This window comes from Pseudomonas sp. fls2-241-TYG-175 (assembly GCF_030209155.1).
Classification (GTDB): Bacteria; Pseudomonadota; Gammaproteobacteria; order Pseudomonadales; family Pseudomonadaceae; genus Aquipseudomonas; species Aquipseudomonas viridiflava.
The window spans coordinates 154,832-173,527 of sequence record NZ_JARVSO010000004.1 but is presented as its reverse complement, the minus strand read 5'-3'; the positions used below and the strand labels follow the sequence as shown (position 1 = coordinate 173,527).

Sequence of the window (18,696 nt, the reverse complement as noted above, 5' to 3'; positions counted from 1 at the left end):
CTCACCGGCTACTGCCGGTATTCGTCTCGCATCAACAAACCTTCCTTCAAATAGTCCACCAGCTTGCGCACCTTGGGCGAAAGGTGGCGTTGCTGTGGATACAGCGCCCAGACAGCCGTGTTGGGCGGCTGATGCATCTCCAGCAACGAAATCAGCGCGCCGCTCTTAAGGTGTTTCTGCACGTAATAATCCGGAAGCTGGCACAGACCCACGCCGTGCAACGCCGCATCGAGTACAGCCTGGCCGCTGTTGCACCGCCAATTGCCCTGCACGCGCTGAGAGAACTCCCGGCCGTTCTGTTGCAGCAACCAGGTATCGCTGCCGCCGATCAGGCAGTTGTGGCGACTCAGTTCCGACAGGCTGTGAGGACGGCCGTAGCGTGCGATGTAGGACGGTGCTGCGCACAGGTACATCTGGCGGGGTGCAAGGCGCGTGGCCACCATGCGTGAGTCCTGCAGGCGTCCCAGCCGTATCGCCAGGTCCATGCCTTCGTGGACCAGATCGAGTGTGTCGTTGCTCAACTCGATGTCGACCCGCAGATGCGGATAAACGTCCATGAAGCGAGTCACCAGTGGCGTGATGAAACGCTCGCCGTAAGCCACGGCGCAGGTCATGCGCAACAGTCCCTTGGGTTCACTGGTGAGGTCGCCCACCGCGCGCAGTGCTTCTTCGCGTCCATCCTGCAGACGCTGGCAATGATGCAGGAACGTCTGACCGGCTTCAGTCAACGCCACCTTGCGTGTGCTGCGGTACAGCAGGCGAGTCTGCAGTCGTTCTTCAAGCCGGACGATCTGACGGCTGACGTGTGAAGAGGACACCCCCAGACGCTGCGCTGCCGCAGTGAACTGGCCACATTCGGCCACCGCAACGAACTCATCGAGGCCTTCCCAGCGATTGGTGTACATCGATTATCCCTGTACAGCATTAATGTTTTGCTTTTGGCTCTATTACTCGCCTTTTGGCACTGTACTACACTGCACACCTTGTTTTAGTTCGCCGGAGAAGATTGATGATCAAGTCACGTGCTGCTGTCGCCTTTGAGGCCAAGAAACCACTGGAAATCGTGGAAGTGGATGTCGCCATGCCCAAGGCGGGCGAGGTGCTGCTGCGTGTCGTGGCGTCCGGCGTTTGCCATACCGACGCCTACACGCTATCCGGTGCTGATCCTGAAGGGATCTTCCCTTCGATTCTGGGGCATGAAGGCGGGGCTATCGTCGAAGCGGTGGGTGAGGGTGTCACCTCTGTCGTGGTCGGTGATCACGTCATCCCGCTTTACACCCCAGAATGCCGCCAGTGCAAATTCTGCCGCTCGGGCAAGACCAACCTGTGTCAGGCAATCCGCTCCACGCAGGGCAAGGGTTTGATGCCGGATGGCACTACTCGCTTCTCCTACAAGGGTGAGCCGATTTTCCATTACATGGGCACTTCGACCTTCTCCGAATACACCGTGCTGCCGGAAATCTCGGTCGCCAAAATCGACAAGCAGGCACCGCTGGAAAAGGTCTGCCTGCTCGGTTGCGGCGTCACCACCGGTATCGGCGCAGTGCTCAATACCGCCAAGGTCAAGCCAGGCGACACCGTGGCCATCTTCGGCCTGGGCGGCATTGGTCTGTCGGCTGTGATCGGTGCGGTGAAAGCCAAGGCTTCCCGGATCATCGCCATCGATATCAATCCGGCCAAGTTCGAGATCGCCAAACAGTTGGGCGCCACCGAATGCGTGAACCCGAAGGACTTTGATCGTCCGATCCAGGAAGTCATCGTCGACATGACCGACGGCGGCGTGGATTTTTCGTTCGAGTGCATTGGCAACGTGCAGCTGATGCGTGCAGCACTCGAGTGCTGCCACAAGGGCTGGGGCGAGTCGGTCGTCATCGGCGTGGCCGGCGCCGGTCAGGAAATCTCCACCCGTCCTTTCCAGCTGGTGACCGGTCGCGTCTGGCGCGGTTCGGCGTTCGGCGGCGTGCGGGGTCGTACCGAGTTGCCGAGCTATGTCGACATGGCTCAGACCGGTGAGATCCCGCTGGACACCTTCATCACTCACACCATGGGTCTGGAAGACATCAACAAGGCGTTTGACCTGATGCACGAAGGCAAAAGCATTCGTACTGTCATCCACTTCTAAACAGTGACGATGGGCAGCGTGCGCCAATCAGGGCTGCTGCCCGTCGTTGGGAGTCGACCATGAGCCTGGAAAACATTTCCTGTCAGAAAAGCTTCGGCGGCTGGCACAAGCGATACAAGCATCACTCTCAAGTACTGGGCTGCGACATGGTGTTTGCCGTCTACCTGCCGCCGCAGGCAGAGCAGGGCAGCAAACTGCCGGTGCTTTACTGGCTGTCCGGCCTGACCTGTACCGACGAGAATTTCATGCAGAAGGCAGCGGCCCAGCGAGTGGCCGCCGAACTGGGCATCATCATCGTCGCGCCGGACACCAGTCCGCGTGGCCCCGACGTGCCGGGCGATCCGGACGGTGCGTGGGATTTCGGTCTGGGCGCAGGCTTCTATCTCAACGCCACCGAACAGCCCTACGCCCGTCATTACCAGATGCATGATTACGTGGTTACCGAACTGCCTGCGCTGATCGAAGCGCATTTCCCGGCTTCGCAGGCACGCAGCATCAGCGGTCATTCGATGGGCGGGCACGGCGCGCTGGTGTGTGCCTTGCGCAATCCGGGTCGCTACAAATCGATCTCGGCGTTCTCGCCGATCAGCAACCCGATGGATTGCCCCTGGGGGCAGAAAGCGTTTTCCCGTTTTCTGGGCGAAGACCGTTCACGCTGGCGCGAGTGGGATGCCAGTGTGCTGATGGCCGAGGCGACGGAAAAACTGCCGATTCTGGTGGACCAGGGCGACCGGGATGATTTTCTCGTCAATCAGCTCAAGCCCGAGACACTAGTTCAGGCCGCCAAATCGGCACAGCAGTCTCTGACACTGAGGATGCAGCCCGGTTATGACCACAGTTATTTCTTCATCGCCAGCTTCATCGAAGACCACCTTCGCCATCATGCCCGCGCGTTGTTCGATAGCTGAGCGGGTTTGACTGGCCGTCCTGTTGATGTGCGGCGTCTCTGACAAACCCAAGCCGTGCCAAAGCAGGTAGAATCACGCCCTGACTTTTTTCAGGGCGTTTTTTTATGCGTATTGGCCACGGCTATGATGTGCACCGTTTCGCTGAAGGCGACTTCATCACCTTGGGCGGTGTGCGGATTGCGCACGGTTTCGGTCTTCTGGCCCACTCCGATGGCGACGTTTTGCTGCACGCTCTGAGCGACGCATTGCTGGGCGCTGCGGCGCTGGGCGACATCGGCAAGCATTTTCCGGACACGGATCCGCAGTTCAAGGGCGCGGACAGCCGCGTGCTGCTGCGTCACGTGCTCAAGCAAGTGCAGGCCAAGGGCTGGAAGGTCGGTAACGTCGATGCCACCATCGTCGCCCAGGCACCTAAAATGGCGCCTCATATCGATGCCATGCGCGCGCTCATTGCCGAAGACCTGCAGGTCGAACTGGATCAGGTCAACGTCAAGGCCACCACCACTGAAAAACTCGGCTTCACCGGCCGCGAAGAAGGCATCGCTGTGCATGCCGTCGCGTTGTTGCTGCGCGCATGACCGAACTTGAATTATTGGGCCCGACGGCCTGGGGCAAGGCACTGGGAAGCGCTGTTCTCAAGGCAACTGCCGAAGATTTTCAGGTCGATGAAGTGCTCGATATTCCGCTTTCGGGCGATGGCGAGCATCTATGGCTATGGGTCGAGAAACGTGGCCTCAATACCGAAGAAGCCGCACGCCGTCTGGCCCGGGCTGCCGGTGTTCAATTGCGTACGGTCAGCTATGCCGGTTTGAAAGACCGTCAGGCGCTCACCCGTCAATGGTTCAGTATTCAGTTGCCCGGCAAGGCCGACCCCGATCTGTCCGCCGCGCAGGACGAGACGCTGCAGATCCTCAAGATGAGCCGCCACAAGCGCAAACTGCAGCGTGGCGCGCACGCAGCCAATGGTTTCACCTTGCGCCTGACTCAATTGGCGGCTGACAAGGACGCGCTGAATCAGCGGCTCGAGTCGATCGCCCGGCTCGGGATTCCCAACTACTTCGGCGCTCAGCGCTTCGGCTATCAGGGTGGCAATCTGGGCGAGGCTCGCGACTACGCGTCCCGTCAGGCGCTGCCCGAGCAGCGCGCGGTCCGCTCGCGTCTGCTGTCAACGGCCCGCAGCTACCTGTTCAATCAGGTTCTCGCCGCACGCGTTGCCGATGGCAACTGGCAGCACGCTCAGGTCGGTGATCTGCTGGCGTTCACCGACAGCCGCAGCTTTTTCCCGGCGGGTGTCGAGGAGTGCAGCGATCCGCGGCTGGCCATTCTGGACCTGCACCCGACCGGCCCGCAGTGGGGCGCAGGTCCTTCTCCGGCGCTGGGCAAGACTGCAGAGCTTGAAAACGCTATCGCAGCTGAGCATCCGGCGCTTCGCGACTGGTTGATCAGGGCGGGAATGGAACACGAACGTCGCATCCTGCGGCTGCCCATTGGGCGGCTGACGTGGCATTATCCCGAGCCTGACATTCTGCAACTGGAATTCGTCCTTCCGCCTGGATGCTTTGCCACCGTATTGGTGCGCGAGCTTGTCGATCTGGTGCCGGTTGGGCAGACGGACAGCCCATGCGTATTCTGATTTCAAACGATGACGGGGTCAGCGCGCCCGGCCTTGCGGCGCTCTATGGCGCGCTGGCGGACTACACTGAATGCGTGGTGATTGCCCCCGATCAAGACAAGAGTGGTGCCAGCAGTTCGCTGACACTCGACCGGCCTCTGCATCCGCAGACGCTGGCCAATGGTTTTATCAGTCTGAACGGTACGCCGACCGACTGCGTGCATCTGGGGCTCAACGGCCTGTTGGAGCGTGAACCGGACATGGTGGTTTCAGGGATCAATCTGGGCGCCAACCTGGGCGATGATGTGCTGTACTCAGGTACGGTCGCCGCGGCACTGGAAGGCCGTTTTCTGCAACGGCCGTCGTTCGCCTTCTCGTTTCTGTCGCGCCAGCCGGACAACCTCGCCACGGCCGCGCATTACGCACGCCTGCTGGTCGAGGCCCACGAGCAACTCGATCTTCCGCCGCGTACGGTGTTGAACGTGAACATCCCGAATCTGCCGCTGGAGCACATCCGCGGCATTCAATTGACCAGGCTGGGCCATCGCGCCAGAGCCGCAGCGCCGATCAGGGTCGTTGATCCCCGCGGACGTGCCGGTTACTGGATAGCGGCCGCAGGCGATGCCGAGGATGGCGGCGCCGGGACTGACTTTCATGCGGTCATGCAGGGCTACGTATCGATTACGCCGTTGCAACTGGACCGTACCTATCAGGATGGTTTCAGCAGCCTGAACACCTGGCTGGAGGGACTGCGCTGATGTCACGCGAGCAAGATGATCTGTTACGTCGCGGGATCGGGATGACCTCGCAACGTACTCGCGAGCGCTTGATTCAACGCCTGTACGAAGAAGGTGTGTCGAACAATCATGTGCTGGATGTGATCCGCAAGACGCCACGTCACCTGTTCGTCGACGAAGCGCTGGCGCATCGCGCCTATGAAGACACTGCATTGCCCATCGGACATAACCAGACGATTTCCCAGCCTTACATGGTGGCTCGCATGAGCGAGCTTCTGCTGGCGGCGGGGCCGCTGGACAAGGTGATGGAGATTGGTACCGGCTCGGGCTACCAGACTGCCGTACTGGCGCAACTGGTGGAGAGGGTGTTCTCGGTCGAGCGCATCAAGGTCCTGCAGGACCGTGCCAAGGAGCGTCTGGTGGAACTCAACCTGCGCAACGTGGTTTTCCGCTGGGGTGATGGCTGGGAAGGATGGCCGGCGCTGGCTCCATACAATGGCATCATCGTCACGGCAGTGGCCACCGACGTGCCGCAGGCATTGCTTGATCAACTGGCACCCGGTGGACGGCTGGTCATTCCGGTCGGCGCGGGCGAGGTCCAGCAATTGATGCTGATCATTCGAGAGGAAAACGGCTTTTCCCGACACGTATTGGGAGCCGTGCGGTTCGTGCCGCTGTTGAACGGCCCTCTTGCCTGAAAAACGCCAGAGGTCACGAGTGAATTCTGGCGCCTGTCATCGGTCTACAACCGTCTGTTCATGAGAACGATGGCAAAATTGCATCGAATCATGAGGCGGATCTTCCATTACACCGTTTTTGATGCGTTTTAAGCACTGGCTGCCCGCCGTTCTTGCGGCACAATGGGCATCTTTGAATTCAGTCACCAGTAAAGGGAGTGGCGGGTGAGTCACACAGTCATTCAGCAGCTCAGGTCTTCGAGAAGTTATCAGCGTCTGTTGATTGGCATTGCGCTCAGTGTCCTCTTGGTCGGCTGCTCAAGTTCGCCTTCAGGCGGTGTTCGCGTGGTCGACCGCAACGGCAACGCTGTGGCCCAGCGTCCTACGGTCACGACCGGTCAGTACGTCGTCAAACGCGGCGATACGCTGTTTTCCATTGCGTTCCGCTATGGCTGGGACTGGAAAGCGCTGGCTGCCCGCAACCAGATCCCCGAACCGTTCACCATCAAACCTGGTCAGACGATTCGCTTTGACGGGCGCTCCTCTTCAACGCAGAGCGTAGCGTCGGCACCTGCATCGGGTCGTCCGGTGACCAGTACTTCAACGACGACCAGCAATTCGGGATCGGTGAAAACGACTGTGATGTCCAAGCCGGTCGCGGTTGTACCGGTTGTCATACCGCCGTCTGCAACTACTGCAACGGGGCCTGCAGGCAAGTCTCCCAGCGGTTGGACCTGGCCTTCGAGTGGCATATTGATAGGAAAATTTTCTTCAAACGGTAGTTTGAATAAAGGAATTGATATCGCCGGTGATTTGGGACAGCCTGTTTTGGCAGCGTCTGATGGTTCAGTTGTTTACGCCGGAAGTGGATTACGGGGCTACGGCGAATTGATCATCATCAAACACAGCGATACCTACGTCAGCGCCTACGGTCACAACCGCAGGCTTTTGGTACGGGAAGGACAGCAGGTCAAGGCTGGGCAGACGATTGCCGAAATGGGGTCAACAGGAACTGACCGGGTGAAACTGCATTTTGAGATTCGCCGACAAGGTAAACCTGTAGACCCACTGGAATTTTTGCCACGTCGTTGATTGTTGCCGCCTGTTCCTGACGCAGAAGGAACAGGCTCAAGCGTTGCCACGGATATAGGCGTCGCTGGAGCTTGAGGTCGAACTCACCAAAGGACTATAACAATGGCTCTTAGCAACGAAGCGCCGGAGTTTGACATCGATGATGACGTGCTTCTCATGGAAGCTGGCATTGTCCTGGAGCAATCGCCGAACGAGAAGCAGCCGTCTACTGCCGCCTCGGGTCGCGCGAAGGCCAAGCCGTCGTCATCGCTCAAACAACACAAATATATTGATTACACTCGGGCGCTCGACGCTACCCAGTTGTATCTCAATGAAATAGGGTTCTCTCCGCTGTTGTCTCCGGAAGAAGAAGTTCACTTTGCGCGTTTGTCGCAACGTGGGGATCCGGCTGGGCGCAAACGCATGATTGAAAGCAATCTGCGGCTGGTGGTGAAAATCGCCCGACGCTACGTCAATCGTGGTCTGTCATTGCTTGATCTGATCGAAGAGGGCAACCTGGGCCTGATCCGGGCTGTCGAAAAATTCGATCCTGAACGCGGTTTCCGTTTTTCTACCTACGCCACGTGGTGGATTCGCCAGACCATTGAACGAGCCATCATGAATCAGACCCGGACCATCCGGTTGCCGATTCATGTCGTCAAGGAACTGAACGTCTACTTGCGTGCGGCCAGAGAGCTGACTCAGAAGCTCGACCACGAACCGTCTCCTGAAGAGATCGCCAACCTGCTGGAAAAACCGGTAGGCGAGGTCAAGCGCATGCTGGGTCTCAACGAGCGGGTATCTTCGGTTGATGTATCGCTTGGGCCGGATTCGGACAAGACGTTGCTCGATACGCTCACGGACGATCGTCCTACAGACCCTTGTGAGCTTCTGCAGGATGTCGATCTTTCGCAAAGTATTGATCAGTGGCTGTGCGAACTGACCGAAAAGCAGCGCGAAGTTGTCATACGCCGTTTCGGACTGCGGGGACATGAAAGCAGCACGCTTGAAGATGTAGGTCTGGAAATCGGACTCACGCGTGAGCGTGTTCGACAGATCCAGGTCGAGGGCCTCAAGCGTCTTCGTGAAATCCTCGAGAAAAACGGTCTTTCGAGCGAATCGCTCTTCCAGTAAAAAACTCCAGCCGCGTTACAAGAGCCGACCTGAGCAACCTGTTCATGTCGGCTTTTTATATGGTCGTCATCATTCAAAGACTGCTCGAAAGTCTGGAGCCCCGTTCCCGAAAGCGTCCCCATGAGACACATGCCATGTACGTCATTGCGTACACAACCTGTAAGTTATCCAGGCTTTGTAAGTGAGATTTACCAAACATTCGATTGATATGCCTCTTAACCCCTTGATCCCTATGAGTTTATAAAATCATTAAGGTAGAAGCGGAAATATTTTGGCGCGCTTGGCGGGTTGCTGTGCTGCGCCAAATCTCTACTATCAGGGCTGTACCAACGGACCGGTACAGGCTTTCAAGGATGAAAGTCAGGGACATCGCATGAGGCGATTCATCAGGATGATGAAAAGGGATTACAGGGATCAGGAAAAAATGTGGGCGGGTCATACCGCCCCTTTTTTATCGAGACTTCATCAGCTCAGTAGCTTCATCTCATTCAGAATGAAAAAAGGCCCTCAAGAGGGCCTTTTTTTTGAGTCTGGATTCTAGCGTTCCAGATCTGCAATCTTGTCTTTCTTGCCGTCCCACTCTGCCGCATCCGGCAGTGCGTCTTTTTTCTCTGTGATATTCGGCCATACCTCGGCAAGCTCTGCGTTGAGCTCGATGAAGTTTTCCATGCCGGCCGGAATCTCGTCTTCGGAGAAAATGGCCTGTGCAGGGCACTCAGGCTCGCACAGTGCGCAGTCGATGCACTCGTCCGGGTGAATCACCAGGAAGTTCGGGCCCTCGTAGAAGCAGTCCACCGGACAGACTTCCACACAGTCGGTGTACTTGCACTTGATGCAGTTGTCGGTGACGACGAAGGTCATTTCTAATTCTCTCCTCAGGCGGCTGCGGCAGAGCCCTTCCAGACAGGGTTGCCAGGTTCGGGACGGTTCCCGGCCCTATGAAAACACGTGCTTTTGATGAAGGCCTTGAAGCAGTTTGACTGCATCGCCTGCCACTCACCCTTGGTTCGCTGCGTCTTCACGCGGCTCGAACGGCTGCTCAGCCAGGCTAAAAGCTGAGCGCATCCCAGACCGCGCGGGATTCTAACAGCATGTAACGGCTTACGTCACAGTCGAGTTTGCAATGTGTATAGCAAATCCAGTGCCTGACGCGGTGTGAGATCGTCGACCTTGACCTTCGACAGTTCATCAAGCACCGGGTGCGGCAAGCTGGCAAACAGATCGCTCTGCATCGGCGCTGCCTGTTTGCCCGGTTTGGTGCGCGGCTGCTCGTGGGGCAGGCTGGTGGTCTCCAGGCGCTGCAAATGCTCTTTGGCACGCGTAATGACCTTGCCCGGAACCCCCGCCAACTGGGCGACCGCCAGGCCGTAGCTCTGGCTGGCAGGCCCTGGCAGGACACGGTGCAGGAATACGATCCGCTCGTTGTGCTCGGTAGCGTTCAGATGCACGTTGCTGACCAGAGGTTCGCTTTCTGGCAGAACGGTCAGCTCGAAATAGTGCGTGGCGAACAGGGTGTAGGCGCGCAGTTGGGCGAGGCATTCTGCCGCAGCCCAGGCGAGGGACAGACCATCGAAGGTGCTGGTCCCGCGGCCGACTTCGTCCATCAGCACCAGGCTGCGGTCGGTCGCGTTGTGCAGAATATTGGCTGTTTCGCTCATTTCCACCATGAACGTCGAGCGCCCACCCGCCAGGTCATCGCTGGAGCCGATCCGGGTGAATATCCGGTCGACAAGCGACAGTTCGCATTGAGCGGCGGGCACGAAGCTACCGATGTGCGCCAGCAGGACAATCAGCGCCGTCTGGCGCATGTAAGTCGATTTACCGCCCATGTTCGGACCGGTGATGACCAGCATGCGGGTGCTGTCGTCCAGTGCCAGATCGTTGGCCACGAACGGTGTCGACAACACCTGCTCGACCACCGGGTGACGACCCTGCTCGATGCGCATGCAGGGCTCTGCCACAAAGCGCGGGCAATTGAGGTCCAGATTCAGTGCACGTTCGGCAAGGTTGCTCAGCACGTCCAGCTCGGCCAGCGCAGCCGCCGTATCCTGCAGTGGGGCAAGATGGCCGATCAGGTCTTCGAGCAATGCCTCGTAAAGCATTTTCTCCCGAGCCAGTGCGCGACTTTTGGCCGACAACGCCTTGTCTTCGAACTCCTTGAGTTCCGGTGTGATGAAGCGCTCGGCGCCCTTTAGGGTCTGGCGGCGGATGTAATCGGCGGGCGCCTGTTCAGCCTGTTTGCTGGGCAGCTCGATGAAGTAGCCATGAACCCGGTTGTAGCCAACTTTCAGGTTGGCCAGGCCGGTTCGGGATTTCTCGCGTGCTTCCAGATCAATCAGGAACTGGCCGGCGTTCTCGCTCAGCGATTGCAGCTCGTCCAACTCCGCGTCGTAACCGGTCTTGAGTACGCCGCCATCACGAATCACCGCAGGCGGGTTATCGATGATTGCCCGCTGCAGCAGTTCAGCCAGCTCAGGGTAAGTGCTGGCGGTGCGCGCCAGTTGTTGCAGGTGTGGCGCTTCCAGCTCGCTCATCGCCTGTTGCAATTCGGGCAGTGCGCTCAAGGCGTCGCGCAGGCGTGCCAGGTCACGAGGACGCGCATTGCGCAGGCCGATACGGGCCAGGATCCGCTCGATGTCACCGATTTCTTTCAGTTGCGGCTGCAGGTTTTCGAAACGGTAGCGTTCCAGAAAGCAGGTAATCGATGTCTGACGCGCCTGCAGAATGGTCAGGTCGCGCAGCGGGCGATTCAGCCAGCGGGTCAGCAGGCGCGTGCCCATGGCTGTCTGGCAGCGGTCCATGACCGATTGCAGCGTGTTGTCGCGCCCGCCCGACAGGTTGGTGTCCAGTTCCAGGTTGCGGCGGCTCGCGCCGTCCAGAATCACGGTATCGTCCAGACGCTCGTGACGCAGGCTGCGCAGGTGCGGCAAGGCGGTGCGCTGGGTTTCCTTGGCATAGCTCAACAGGCAGCCCGCCGCGCCGATCGCCAGGGTCAGCATTTCACAGCCAAAGCCCTTTAGGTCCTGAGTCGCGAACTGCTGACACAGACTTTTGTGCGCCGAGTCGCGCTCGAAATCCCAAGGGGCGCGACGACGTGAGCCGCGACGTTTTTCAGCCGGCAGGCCCTGAGGCCAGTCATCCGGGATGAGCAGTTCGACCGGATTGATGCGTTCGAGCTCGGCCAGCAGGTTCTCCCAGCCCTTGATCTCCAGCACGCTGAAGTTGCCGCTGGTGATGTCAAGCACGGCAAGACCGAACAGACGTTCGTCGCCGAGCACGGCGGCGATCAGGTTGTCGCGCCGCTCGTCGAGCAGGGCTTCGTCGCTGATGGTGCCCGGCGTAATGATGCGCACGACTTGACGATCAACCGGCCCCTTGCTGGTCGCCGGATCACCGATCTGCTCGCAGATCACCACCGACTCGCCCAGCTTCACCAGCTTCGCCAGGTAGCCTTCCGCCGCATGGTAGGGGATGCCGCACATGGGAATGCTCTGGCCCGCCGACTGACCGCGTGCCGTCAGCGTAATATCCAGCAACTTGGCGGCTTTTTTGGCGTCTTCATAGAAGATCTCGTAAAAGTCGCCCATGCGATAGAACATCAACTGATCCAGATGCTGGTTCTTCAGCTTCCAGTACTGCTGCATCATGGGAGTGTGCGAAGAGAGGTCGGAAATTGCTTTATTCATCAGTGGTTTGGGCAAGTTCTTGAGAAGAGTGAGTAAACCTCGGGGTGCGACGTGTGATCCCTCCGTTTACCGAGGGATGTCTGCCGAGTGTTTGCGATGGGCGCAAGGTTATCACGCACGTTGCGCGGCTGCAGTCCCGGGTTTGGTGAAGGCTCAATCGTGACCCCGGGTTTCCGCAGGCCCACAGCTTCGTGATTGCTGTATAGACTCCTGGAACCACCACCGTCTGTGAGTGGTGGCTATGAAAAAGGACTTTTATATGGCACTTAAACGAGCAAGGGATTCGGTCACCGGGCGCTTCATTCCCTTGGATGAGGCGAAACGCAGGCCAAGGGAAACGACGGTCGAAACGGTCAGAAAGCCTGTTTCGAAAAAGAAGCAACGTACATGATCGGGCAAGCGGCTTTCCATAAAGCCGTTTGTTTCAGCAGGTCGGATTTCAAGGATCAGCAGATTTGAAGGGGAATATACTGTGGATGACTTAACCCGGCTTGCCGCCTCGCTTGGCGAGCTTCTGCAAACGATAGGTGCGCAGGTCACGACTGCCGAGTCCTGCACGGGCGGCGGCATCGCCGAAGCGATCACGCGTATAGGCGGCAGCTCTGGCTGGTTCGAGGCTGGCTACGTCACTTATTCCAATAATCAGAAAACGCGACAGCTGGATGTCCCGCAAGGCTTGTTCGACAGCGTTGGCGCGGTCAGCCAGGCTGTCGTCGAAGCCATGACCCGCGGCGCTCAGCGCAACAGCGGTGCAAGGTTCGGCGTCGCGGTCAGCGGCGTGGCGGGACCTGGCGGCGGTTCGGTCGAAAAGCCGGTCGGTACGGTCTGGATCTGCTGGGGTGACGGCGACAGGCTCATCGCTCAGCGCCGCTGGTTCGCTGGCGACCGCGAGCAGGTGCGCCGACAAACGGTAAAAGCCGCGCTGGAGGGGCTCATCGCGCTCGCATGCGGAGAAATGCCAAAACAGGGGTAGGCGAGCGTCGATCCCTGTGGAATAATACTGTCTACTTATACAGGTGTTGTGGCCATCAAGGCCCTAATTGAATTTGATTACGTGAGGACTTCAATGGACGACAACAAGAAGAAAGCCTTGGCTGCGGCCTTGGGTCAGATCGAGCGTCAGTTCGGTAAAGGTGCCGTGATGCGCATGGGCGACCATGACCGTCAGGCGATTCCTGCCATTTCCACCGGTTCGCTCGGTCTGGATATCGCACTCGGTATTGGTGGTCTGCCAAAAGGCCGGATCGTTGAAATCTACGGTCCCGAGTCTTCCGGTAAAACCACGCTGACACTGTCTGTCATCGCTCAGGCCCAGAAAATGGGCGCGACCTGTGCATTCGTCGATGCCGAACACGCACTTGATCCCGAGTACGCAGGCAAGCTGGGCGTCAACGTCGACGACCTGTTGGTCTCGCAGCCGGACACCGGTGAACAGGCTCTGGAAATCACCGACATGCTGGTGCGCTCCAACGCCATCGACGTGATCGTGGTCGACTCCGTTGCCGCTCTGGTTCCGAAGGCCGAGATCGAAGGCGAGATGGGTGACATGCACGTGGGTCTGCAGGCACGTCTGATGTCTCAGGCGCTGCGCAAGATCACCGGTAACATCAAGAACGCCAACTGCCTGGTGATTTTCATCAACCAGATCCGCATGAAGATCGGTGTGATGTTCGGTAGCCCGGAAACCACCACCGGTGGTAACGCACTGAAATTCTACGCCTCGGTACGTCTGGACATCCGTCGTACTGGTGCTGTGAAAGAAGGCGACGAAGTGGTCGGCAGCGAGACCCGCGTCAAGGTCGTCAAGAACAAGGTGGCTCCGCCGTTCCGTCAGGCCGAGTTCCAGATCCTTTACGGCAAGGGCATCTACCTCAACGGCGAAATCATCGATCTGGCCGTACTGCACGGTTTCCTCGAGAAGTCCGGTGCCTGGTACAGCTATCAGGGCAGCAAGATCGGTCAGGGCAAGGCCAACTCGGCCAAGTTCCTGGCAGATAACCCGGAAATCGGTAACGCCCTCGAGAAGCAGATTCGCGACAAGCTGCTGACGCCTGGCGTTGATACCAAAGCCGTTGGTTCCCGCGAGCCTGCAGTGGCTGACGACATGGCTGAAGCAGACGCCGATAGCTGATATCCATGTCTGCCGTGCTTGATACGCCCGTCGCCGTCAGGCGAACTGCAATGGACCTGCTCGCGCGACGCGAGCATGGTCGAGTCGAGCTGACGCGAAAGCTGCGTCAGCGCGGCGCCTCCCCTGAGCATATCGAAGCCGCTCTTGATCGTCTGATCGAGGAAGGCCTGCTCTCTGAATCCCGTTATCTTGAAAGCTTTGTTTCCTATCGGTCTCGTTCGGGCTACGGGCCTGTGCGTATCCGTGAAGAGCTGAGCCAACGCGGCTTGCAGCGTGCCGATATCGAGCAGGCGCTGAAAGAGTGCGGCGTGGACTGGCAGGAAAAGCTTCAGGAAACCTGGCAGCGCAAGTTTGCCGGGCGCATGCCTGTTGACGCGCGTGAACGTGCTCAGCAGGGTCGCTTCCTGAGTTACCGAGGCTATCCGCTGGACATGATCGGCCGCCTGTTGAGCGGCCGAGGCATGGACGATTGATATCAGACGTTCAGCGGTTCGCGTTGATGCGCTGACTGTTGTTCGCCTGAGGGTTTCGACCAGTTCTCCGGCGAGTTGATGTAGTCCACCAGCTCTCGAAGCCGACCCTGATTACGTCCGGTAAAGGTGAAAGCCAGCCGCGTGAGATGGCTGAATTGAGCCTCATCGTGTTCCTCACCCTGATAACCGTGCTGGTGAAATCCCTCGTTGACACACAAGTCGGCAAATGTCTCCTGCATGTGCGCAAGCGCCTGCTCGCTGAGCGCATGGTGCATGCGAATCACGAACTTGCTCTTCAGCCAGCGGCTGGAGTGGTAGTTGCTGTAGAACCGTTTGATTTCATCCACAGCTTCGTCGGTGCTATACACCAGGCGCATCAGCTTCATGTCGGCGGGAAGAATGTAGTGATTGTCTTCCAGTTGCGTCTTGATGAAGTCCAGCGCGCTTTGCCAGAAGCTGCCGCCCGGCGTATCCAGCAATACGATAGGCACCAGCGGGCTTTTCCCGGTTTGAACCAGCGTGAGCACTTCCAGTGCTTCATCCAGCGTGCCGAAACCGCCCGGGCACAGCACCAGCGCGTCGGCTTCCTTGACGAAGAACAGCTTGCGGGTAAAGAAGAAGTGGAAGGGCAGCAGGTTTTCCGTGCCCTCTACCGTTGCGTTGGCATGTTGCTCGAAGGGCAGGGTGATGTTGAAGCCCAGGCTGTGCTTGAGGCCTGCTCCCGCATGAGCCGCAGCCATGATGCCGCCGCCTGCTCCGGTGATCACCATCATGTCGGACTGCGCCAGTTTAGCGCCCAGGTCCGTGGCCTGCGCATACAGAGGATGTTCCAGTGGCGTTCGGGCCGAGCCGAACACTGTTACCTTGCGCCGACCCTTGAATCGCTCAAGCACTCGGAAGGCGTTGTCCAGCTCGCGCAGGGTCTGCAGGGTTATCTTGGCATTCCAGCGATTGCGATCATCCTGAGCCATGCGCAGCACGGTCAGCATCATGTCTCGGTAAAGCGCAAGATTGGGGCTGCCTGGGGCGACCTGATGAATGTGTTCTTCAATCTTGCCGGTCAGGTCCAGGCCATTGCTTTGAAAGTGTCTGGACAGAAGATCGTTAGGTACATACGGCATTCAAGATGTCTCCTCCTGCAGTTTCCTTGATCCGCTCCAGCCTGATCGTCAAAAAGATGAGCTGAGCGATACCGGATCGTATGGATTCTGTCTGTTTCACTGGTTCACAAGAAACGATGGGTGCACATGAACGTGTCGCTCCTGTTGTCCACGTGCCTGAAAGTACCGGTTGGCTGTCAGAAGTTTATAGCGCCAGTCTGGCTTGTGTGTCGAATCGATGATGTGCCGAAGCCTTCAAAAAGGCCATCGGTTCTCGGTTCGTCTTCAGGTTGGAGGCGTTGCAGGATGTCTCGAAACGAGAACAGTGTGCGCCTGAGGGGCAGGCGCACTGGAAGGGCAGAGCGGCTTATTTCTTGGGTTTGACCGTGCAGTCCGAGGCCTGGAAGGTCTGGGTCGCGATCGCTTTGTTAGTCTTGTACTCGGTGAACTGATACTTGAGCACGGCACCTTTGGTCATCAACTGACGGTAGCCATTGTTATGGCAGACGCTGTTGCCCAGTTGGTTGCGCATGGCGTCCGGGTTGGCGCGCATTTGCTGCGCCTGGCCTTCACGTACGCTCAGGTGGTTGATCAGTGCGTTACCATCGACGGTGTAGCCCTGATCCAGAATGTCTTCGTTGATCGCTCGAGGCGTACCGACGCTGCTTTCCTTCGCGACTTTTTCCAGCATCTTGCTGAGTTCGAACTCCTGCTTCGACGCCGCCTGGGCGCACAGCGGAGCAACGAGCAAAAGCGTAAGGGTAGGGGCGATGAGGCGCAGCATTAAACTCTCCTGATTAAGTAGCTGGCCGTTGGACCAGCGACTTCAAAGTGCGTTCCGGGATAACCTGCCGACTGCGGGTCTGGATGGCGCAGCAGTATAAGACAGGACTCTTCACACAGCCTAGGGTTGAACGGTCAGTGCTCTGATAAACTGCGCACACTTTATTCCTGCCGAGTTCTCGTGGTGTCGATGTATTCCCTCAGTTGGTGCGTGCTGCAATGAGCCACGCTGTCTCCCGCCTGCGCGATGAGCGACTGGCACGCAGTACCAAACCGTTCATCGCCCGAGGCTCGCGTGCGCCACGTTGCCCGGATTGCCGGGTCATCTCCAGCTACTGTTTATGTGCATGGCGACCCAAGGTCGCGGCTGATTCGGGCATGTGCCTGCTGATGTACGACACCGAGCCGTTGAAGCCGACCAATACCGGCTGGCTGATTGCCGATGTCATCGAAGACACGCACGCGTTCGGCTGGTCGCGCATCGAGGTCGACGAACAACTGCTGGCGTTGCTGGATGATCCGCAGTGGCAACCGTACATCGTGTTCCCGGGTGAGTTCGTCGCCAGGGAACGGGTAGTGACCCAGGTGTCACGCGAAGACGGCAAGCGGCCGTTGTTCATTCTGCTGGACGCCACCTGGACCGAAGCACGCAAGATGTTTCGCAAAAGCCCGTATCTGGAGAAGTTTCCGGTGCTGAGCCTGGAGCCCGAGCAGATATCCCGCTACCGACTGCGGCGGTCCAGGCGTGATGACCATTTCTGTACGGCAGAAGTGGCTGCGCTGTGCCTGGAATTGGCCGACGATGTCAGCGCCAGTGGCGTGCTTGATGCTTATCTGGATGTGTTCAGCGCTCATTATCTGGGGGCCAAGTACCAGCGACCGATTGATCCGGACGACGCAGCGCATAACCATTTGAAGGCTTTTATATAGCCTGCCCGGCGTTTACTGCTTCGGTGGTTGGCTGATTGCCATCTTATCCTCGGCTCCGGGGCGCTTCATGCTTGACCGTCATGGTGTTGCTGGGCATGCTTGGCGCCGCTTGGACGCCGATTCACCGGGTTTGGCGCTGCACCTGCCCGGTCGGGCAACGTGAATTTGCCGGCATTTCCGGATGCCCTGGCGAGCGGCCTGCGTTGCTGGCCCTCACTATGAAAACAGGATCAACACATGACCTACGACATCCTGATCGCCGACGATCATCCTCTGTTTCGCAGTGCGCTGCGGCAGGCGTTGAGCATCGGTCTGGGGCCTGATGCACGGCTGGTCGAGGCAGAAAGCATCGCGCAACTGGAATCACATCTGGAGCAGAAGACAGACTGGGACCTGGTGTTGCTTGATCTGAACATGCCCGGTGCCTATGGCTTTTCCGGTCTTGTGCTGTTGCGGGGGCAATACCCGCAGATCCCTGTCGTCATGGTGTCGGCGCAGGAAGAGGCGTCCATCGTTGTTCGCTCCAGAGAATTCGGTGCCAGCGGTTTCATTCCCAAGTCCAGTTCGCTTGAGGCCATTCAGCATGCGGTGCGTACCGTTCTGGAGGGCGACGTGTGGTGGCCGCCGCAGGTCAACGAAACCATCAGCGTGTCGGATGAGGCCAAAGCCGCCAGTGCCGGGCTCGCCAGCCTGACGCCGCAGCAGTTCAGGGTGTTGACCATGGTGTGTGAGGGACTGTTGAACAAGCAGATCGCTTTTGAGCTGAGCGTCTCTGAAGCCACCATCAAGGCTCACGTGACGGCGATCTTCCGCAAGCTCGGTGTGCGCACCCGGACCCAGGCAGCGTTGCTGCTGCAACAACTCGAATCCATCTCAGCCAGCTAACCGCCAGTCACAGAAATGTTCACGCTTTTTTGACCTGCGTTCCCTTAGCTTTCCTCTTCCTTACAGTACAGCAGCCTCTCTATGTCGCCCTTCAAAGGCCAAACCGGTCTGAAACGAATCCTTAACGCCGCAGGTTATTCCCTGGATGGCCTGACCGCCGCTTTCAAGGGCGAAGCCGCTTTCCGTCAGTTGGTGCTGCTCAATGTGGTGCTGATTCCGCTGTCGTTTTTTCTGACGGTCAGTAAAGGCGAGCACGCATTGCTGGTTGCAGTTTGTCTGTTGGCGTTGATCGTCGAGTTGCTCAACTCCGCTGTCGAGGCGGCCATCGACCGGATCTCGCTGGACCTGCATCCGCTGTCCAAGAACGCCAAGGATATGGGCAGCGCTGCGCAGTTCATTGCCTTGACCATGATCGGTCTGGTGTGGGGCATCGTTCTGCTGGGCTGA

The 18,696-nt window shown here is 58.5% G+C and carries 19 protein-coding genes; 14 read left to right on the top strand and 5 right to left on the bottom strand.

All coding sequences use genetic code 11. The features are described from left to right. Positions 1-8 precede the first annotated feature (8 nt). Entirely contained in the window at positions 9-905 is an 897-nt protein-coding gene (locus QRN20_RS04500; protein WP_025994477.1) for a LysR family transcriptional regulator, read from the bottom strand. 104 nt (positions 906-1,009) lie between these two features. On the opposite strand from QRN20_RS04500, the gene QRN20_RS04495 reads away from it, so the two are divergent. The 8 genes from QRN20_RS04495 to rpoS all read left to right on the top strand — a co-directional run bounded on the left by QRN20_RS04495 (position 1,010) and on the right by rpoS (position 8,261). Continuing rightward, positions 1,010-2,122 carry an S-(hydroxymethyl)glutathione dehydrogenase/class III alcohol dehydrogenase gene (locus QRN20_RS04495; RefSeq protein ID WP_004879060.1) on the top strand — a complete coding sequence of 371 codons (1,113 nt, stop codon included), beginning with the start codon at positions 1,010-1,012 and terminating at the stop codon, positions 2,120-2,122. 59 nt (positions 2,123-2,181) lie between these two features. Beyond that, a complete protein-coding gene (gene fghA, locus QRN20_RS04490; RefSeq protein ID WP_122491003.1) occupies positions 2,182-3,030 on the top strand; it encodes an S-formylglutathione hydrolase in 849 nt (282 codons plus the stop codon). Positions 3,031-3,134: 104 nt separating this feature from the next. Beyond that, positions 3,135-3,608 (top strand): 2-C-methyl-D-erythritol 2,4-cyclodiphosphate synthase, encoded by a 474-nt coding sequence (gene ispF, locus QRN20_RS04485; RefSeq protein ID WP_004879063.1) that lies wholly within the window; start codon positions 3,135-3,137, stop codon positions 3,606-3,608. Beyond that, on the top strand, positions 3,605-4,663 hold the full coding sequence (gene truD, locus QRN20_RS04480) for a tRNA pseudouridine(13) synthase TruD (RefSeq protein ID WP_029241700.1): 1,059 nt from the start codon (positions 3,605-3,607) through the stop codon (positions 4,661-4,663). The genes ispF and truD overlap by 4 nt, the downstream gene beginning before the upstream one ends. Continuing rightward, positions 4,651-5,400, top strand: coding sequence for a 5'/3'-nucleotidase SurE (gene surE, locus QRN20_RS04475; RefSeq protein ID WP_004879068.1), 750 nt, complete (start codon positions 4,651-4,653; stop codon positions 5,398-5,400). Before truD ends, surE begins: the two co-directional genes overlap by 13 nt. A 41-nt stretch (positions 5,401-5,441) precedes the next feature. Then, a complete protein-coding gene (locus tag QRN20_RS04470) occupies positions 5,442-6,077 on the top strand; it encodes a protein-L-isoaspartate(D-aspartate) O-methyltransferase (RefSeq protein WP_004879071.1) in 636 nt (211 codons plus the stop codon). Positions 6,078-6,281: 204 nt separating this feature from the next. Continuing rightward, positions 6,282-7,148 (top strand): peptidoglycan DD-metalloendopeptidase family protein, encoded by an 867-nt coding sequence (locus tag QRN20_RS04465; RefSeq protein WP_004879073.1) that lies wholly within the window; start codon positions 6,282-6,284, stop codon positions 7,146-7,148. Between the two features lie 102 nt (positions 7,149-7,250). Next, complete coding sequence (gene rpoS / locus QRN20_RS04460; protein ID WP_004879076.1) at positions 7,251-8,261, top strand: RNA polymerase sigma factor RpoS; 1,011 nt, start codon at positions 7,251-7,253, stop codon at positions 8,259-8,261. A 537-nt stretch (positions 8,262-8,798) separates the two neighbouring features. Here rpoS and fdxA read toward each other — a convergent pair. Both fdxA and mutS read right to left on the bottom strand, forming a co-directional pair. Further along, complete coding sequence (gene fdxA, locus QRN20_RS04455; protein WP_043305397.1) at positions 8,799-9,122, bottom strand: ferredoxin FdxA; 324 nt, start codon at positions 9,120-9,122, stop codon at positions 8,799-8,801. A 245-nt stretch (positions 9,123-9,367) separates the two neighbouring features. Next, complete coding sequence (gene mutS / locus QRN20_RS04450; protein WP_163009461.1) at positions 9,368-11,935, bottom strand: DNA mismatch repair protein MutS; 2,568 nt, start codon at positions 11,933-11,935, stop codon at positions 9,368-9,370. 484 nt (positions 11,936-12,419) lie between these two features. On the opposite strand from mutS, the gene QRN20_RS04445 reads away from it, so the two are divergent. The 3 genes from QRN20_RS04445 (at position 12,420) to recX (ending at position 14,551) form a co-directional block, all read left to right on the top strand. Then, complete coding sequence (locus tag QRN20_RS04445) at positions 12,420-12,920, top strand: CinA family protein (RefSeq protein ID WP_122500769.1); 501 nt, start codon at positions 12,420-12,422, stop codon at positions 12,918-12,920. A 93-nt stretch (positions 12,921-13,013) separates the two neighbouring features. After that, entirely contained in the window at positions 13,014-14,078 is a 1,065-nt protein-coding gene (gene recA / locus QRN20_RS04440; RefSeq protein ID WP_004879084.1) for a recombinase RecA, read from the top strand. 5 nt (positions 14,079-14,083) lie between these two features. Then, entirely contained in the window at positions 14,084-14,551 is a 468-nt protein-coding gene (gene recX, locus QRN20_RS04435) for a recombination regulator RecX (RefSeq protein ID WP_122415444.1), read from the top strand. 2 nt (positions 14,552-14,553) lie between these two features. On the opposite strand, the gene QRN20_RS04430 is transcribed toward recX, so the two are convergent. Beyond that, positions 14,554-15,672 carry an LOG family protein gene (locus QRN20_RS04430; RefSeq protein WP_122428926.1) on the bottom strand — a complete coding sequence of 373 codons (1,119 nt, stop codon included), beginning with the start codon at positions 15,670-15,672 and terminating at the stop codon, positions 14,554-14,556. 346 nt (positions 15,673-16,018) lie between these two features. Beyond that, complete coding sequence (locus QRN20_RS04425) at positions 16,019-16,435, bottom strand: quorum-sensing-regulated virulence factor family protein (RefSeq protein ID WP_029241694.1); 417 nt, start codon at positions 16,433-16,435, stop codon at positions 16,019-16,021. 218 nt (positions 16,436-16,653) lie between these two features. Here QRN20_RS04425 and QRN20_RS04420 point away from each other — a divergent pair, with 218 nt between their 5' ends. The 3 genes from QRN20_RS04420 (at position 16,654) to QRN20_RS04410 (ending at position 18,696) form a co-directional block, all read left to right on the top strand. Beyond that, on the top strand, positions 16,654-17,364 hold the full coding sequence (locus tag QRN20_RS04420; protein WP_025994468.1) for a tRNA-uridine aminocarboxypropyltransferase: 711 nt from the start codon (positions 16,654-16,656) through the stop codon (positions 17,362-17,364). Between the two features lie 237 nt (positions 17,365-17,601). Further along, a complete protein-coding gene (erdR, locus tag QRN20_RS04415) occupies positions 17,602-18,249 on the top strand; it encodes a response regulator transcription factor ErdR (RefSeq protein ID WP_004879097.1) in 648 nt (215 codons plus the stop codon). An 81-nt stretch (positions 18,250-18,330) separates the two neighbouring features. Further along, the gene (locus tag QRN20_RS04410; protein WP_004879098.1) at positions 18,331-18,696 is read left to right on the top strand and encodes a diacylglycerol kinase; all 366 of its coding nucleotides are present in this window, start codon (positions 18,331-18,333) and stop codon (positions 18,694-18,696) included.

Bases quoted from the DNA above. Each gene is read 5' to 3' on its own strand.
- QRN20_RS04500 (WP_025994477.1), bottom strand. From the start codon at position 905: ATGTACACCAATCGCTGGGAAGGCCTCGATGAGTTCGTTGCGGTGGCC.
- QRN20_RS04495 (WP_004879060.1), top strand. From the start codon at position 1,010: ATGATCAAGTCACGTGCTGCTGTCGCCTTTGAGGCCAAGAAACCACTG.
- fghA (WP_122491003.1), top strand. From the start codon at position 2,182: ATGAGCCTGGAAAACATTTCCTGTCAGAAAAGCTTCGGCGGCTGGCAC.
- ispF (WP_004879063.1), top strand. From the start codon at position 3,135: ATGCGTATTGGCCACGGCTATGATGTGCACCGTTTCGCTGAAGGCGAC.
- truD (WP_029241700.1), top strand. From the start codon at position 3,605: ATGACCGAACTTGAATTATTGGGCCCGACGGCCTGGGGCAAGGCACTG.
- surE (WP_004879068.1), top strand. From the start codon at position 4,651: ATGCGTATTCTGATTTCAAACGATGACGGGGTCAGCGCGCCCGGCCTT.
- QRN20_RS04470 (WP_004879071.1), top strand. From the start codon at position 5,442: ATGACCTCGCAACGTACTCGCGAGCGCTTGATTCAACGCCTGTACGAA.
- rpoS (WP_004879076.1), top strand. From the start codon at position 7,251: ATGGCTCTTAGCAACGAAGCGCCGGAGTTTGACATCGATGATGACGTG.
- fdxA (WP_043305397.1), bottom strand. From the start codon at position 9,122: ATGACCTTCGTCGTCACCGACAACTGCATCAAGTGCAAGTACACCGAC.
- recA (WP_004879084.1), top strand. From the start codon at position 13,014: ATGGACGACAACAAGAAGAAAGCCTTGGCTGCGGCCTTGGGTCAGATC.
- recX (WP_122415444.1), top strand. From the start codon at position 14,084: ATGTCTGCCGTGCTTGATACGCCCGTCGCCGTCAGGCGAACTGCAATG.
- QRN20_RS04430 (WP_122428926.1), bottom strand. From the start codon at position 15,672: ATGCCGTATGTACCTAACGATCTTCTGTCCAGACACTTTCAAAGCAAT.
- QRN20_RS04425 (WP_029241694.1), bottom strand. From the start codon at position 16,435: ATGCTGCGCCTCATCGCCCCTACCCTTACGCTTTTGCTCGTTGCTCCG.
- QRN20_RS04420 (WP_025994468.1), top strand. From the start codon at position 16,654: ATGAGCCACGCTGTCTCCCGCCTGCGCGATGAGCGACTGGCACGCAGT.
- erdR (WP_004879097.1), top strand. From the start codon at position 17,602: ATGACCTACGACATCCTGATCGCCGACGATCATCCTCTGTTTCGCAGT.
- QRN20_RS04410 (WP_004879098.1), top strand. From the start codon at position 18,331: ATGTCGCCCTTCAAAGGCCAAACCGGTCTGAAACGAATCCTTAACGCC.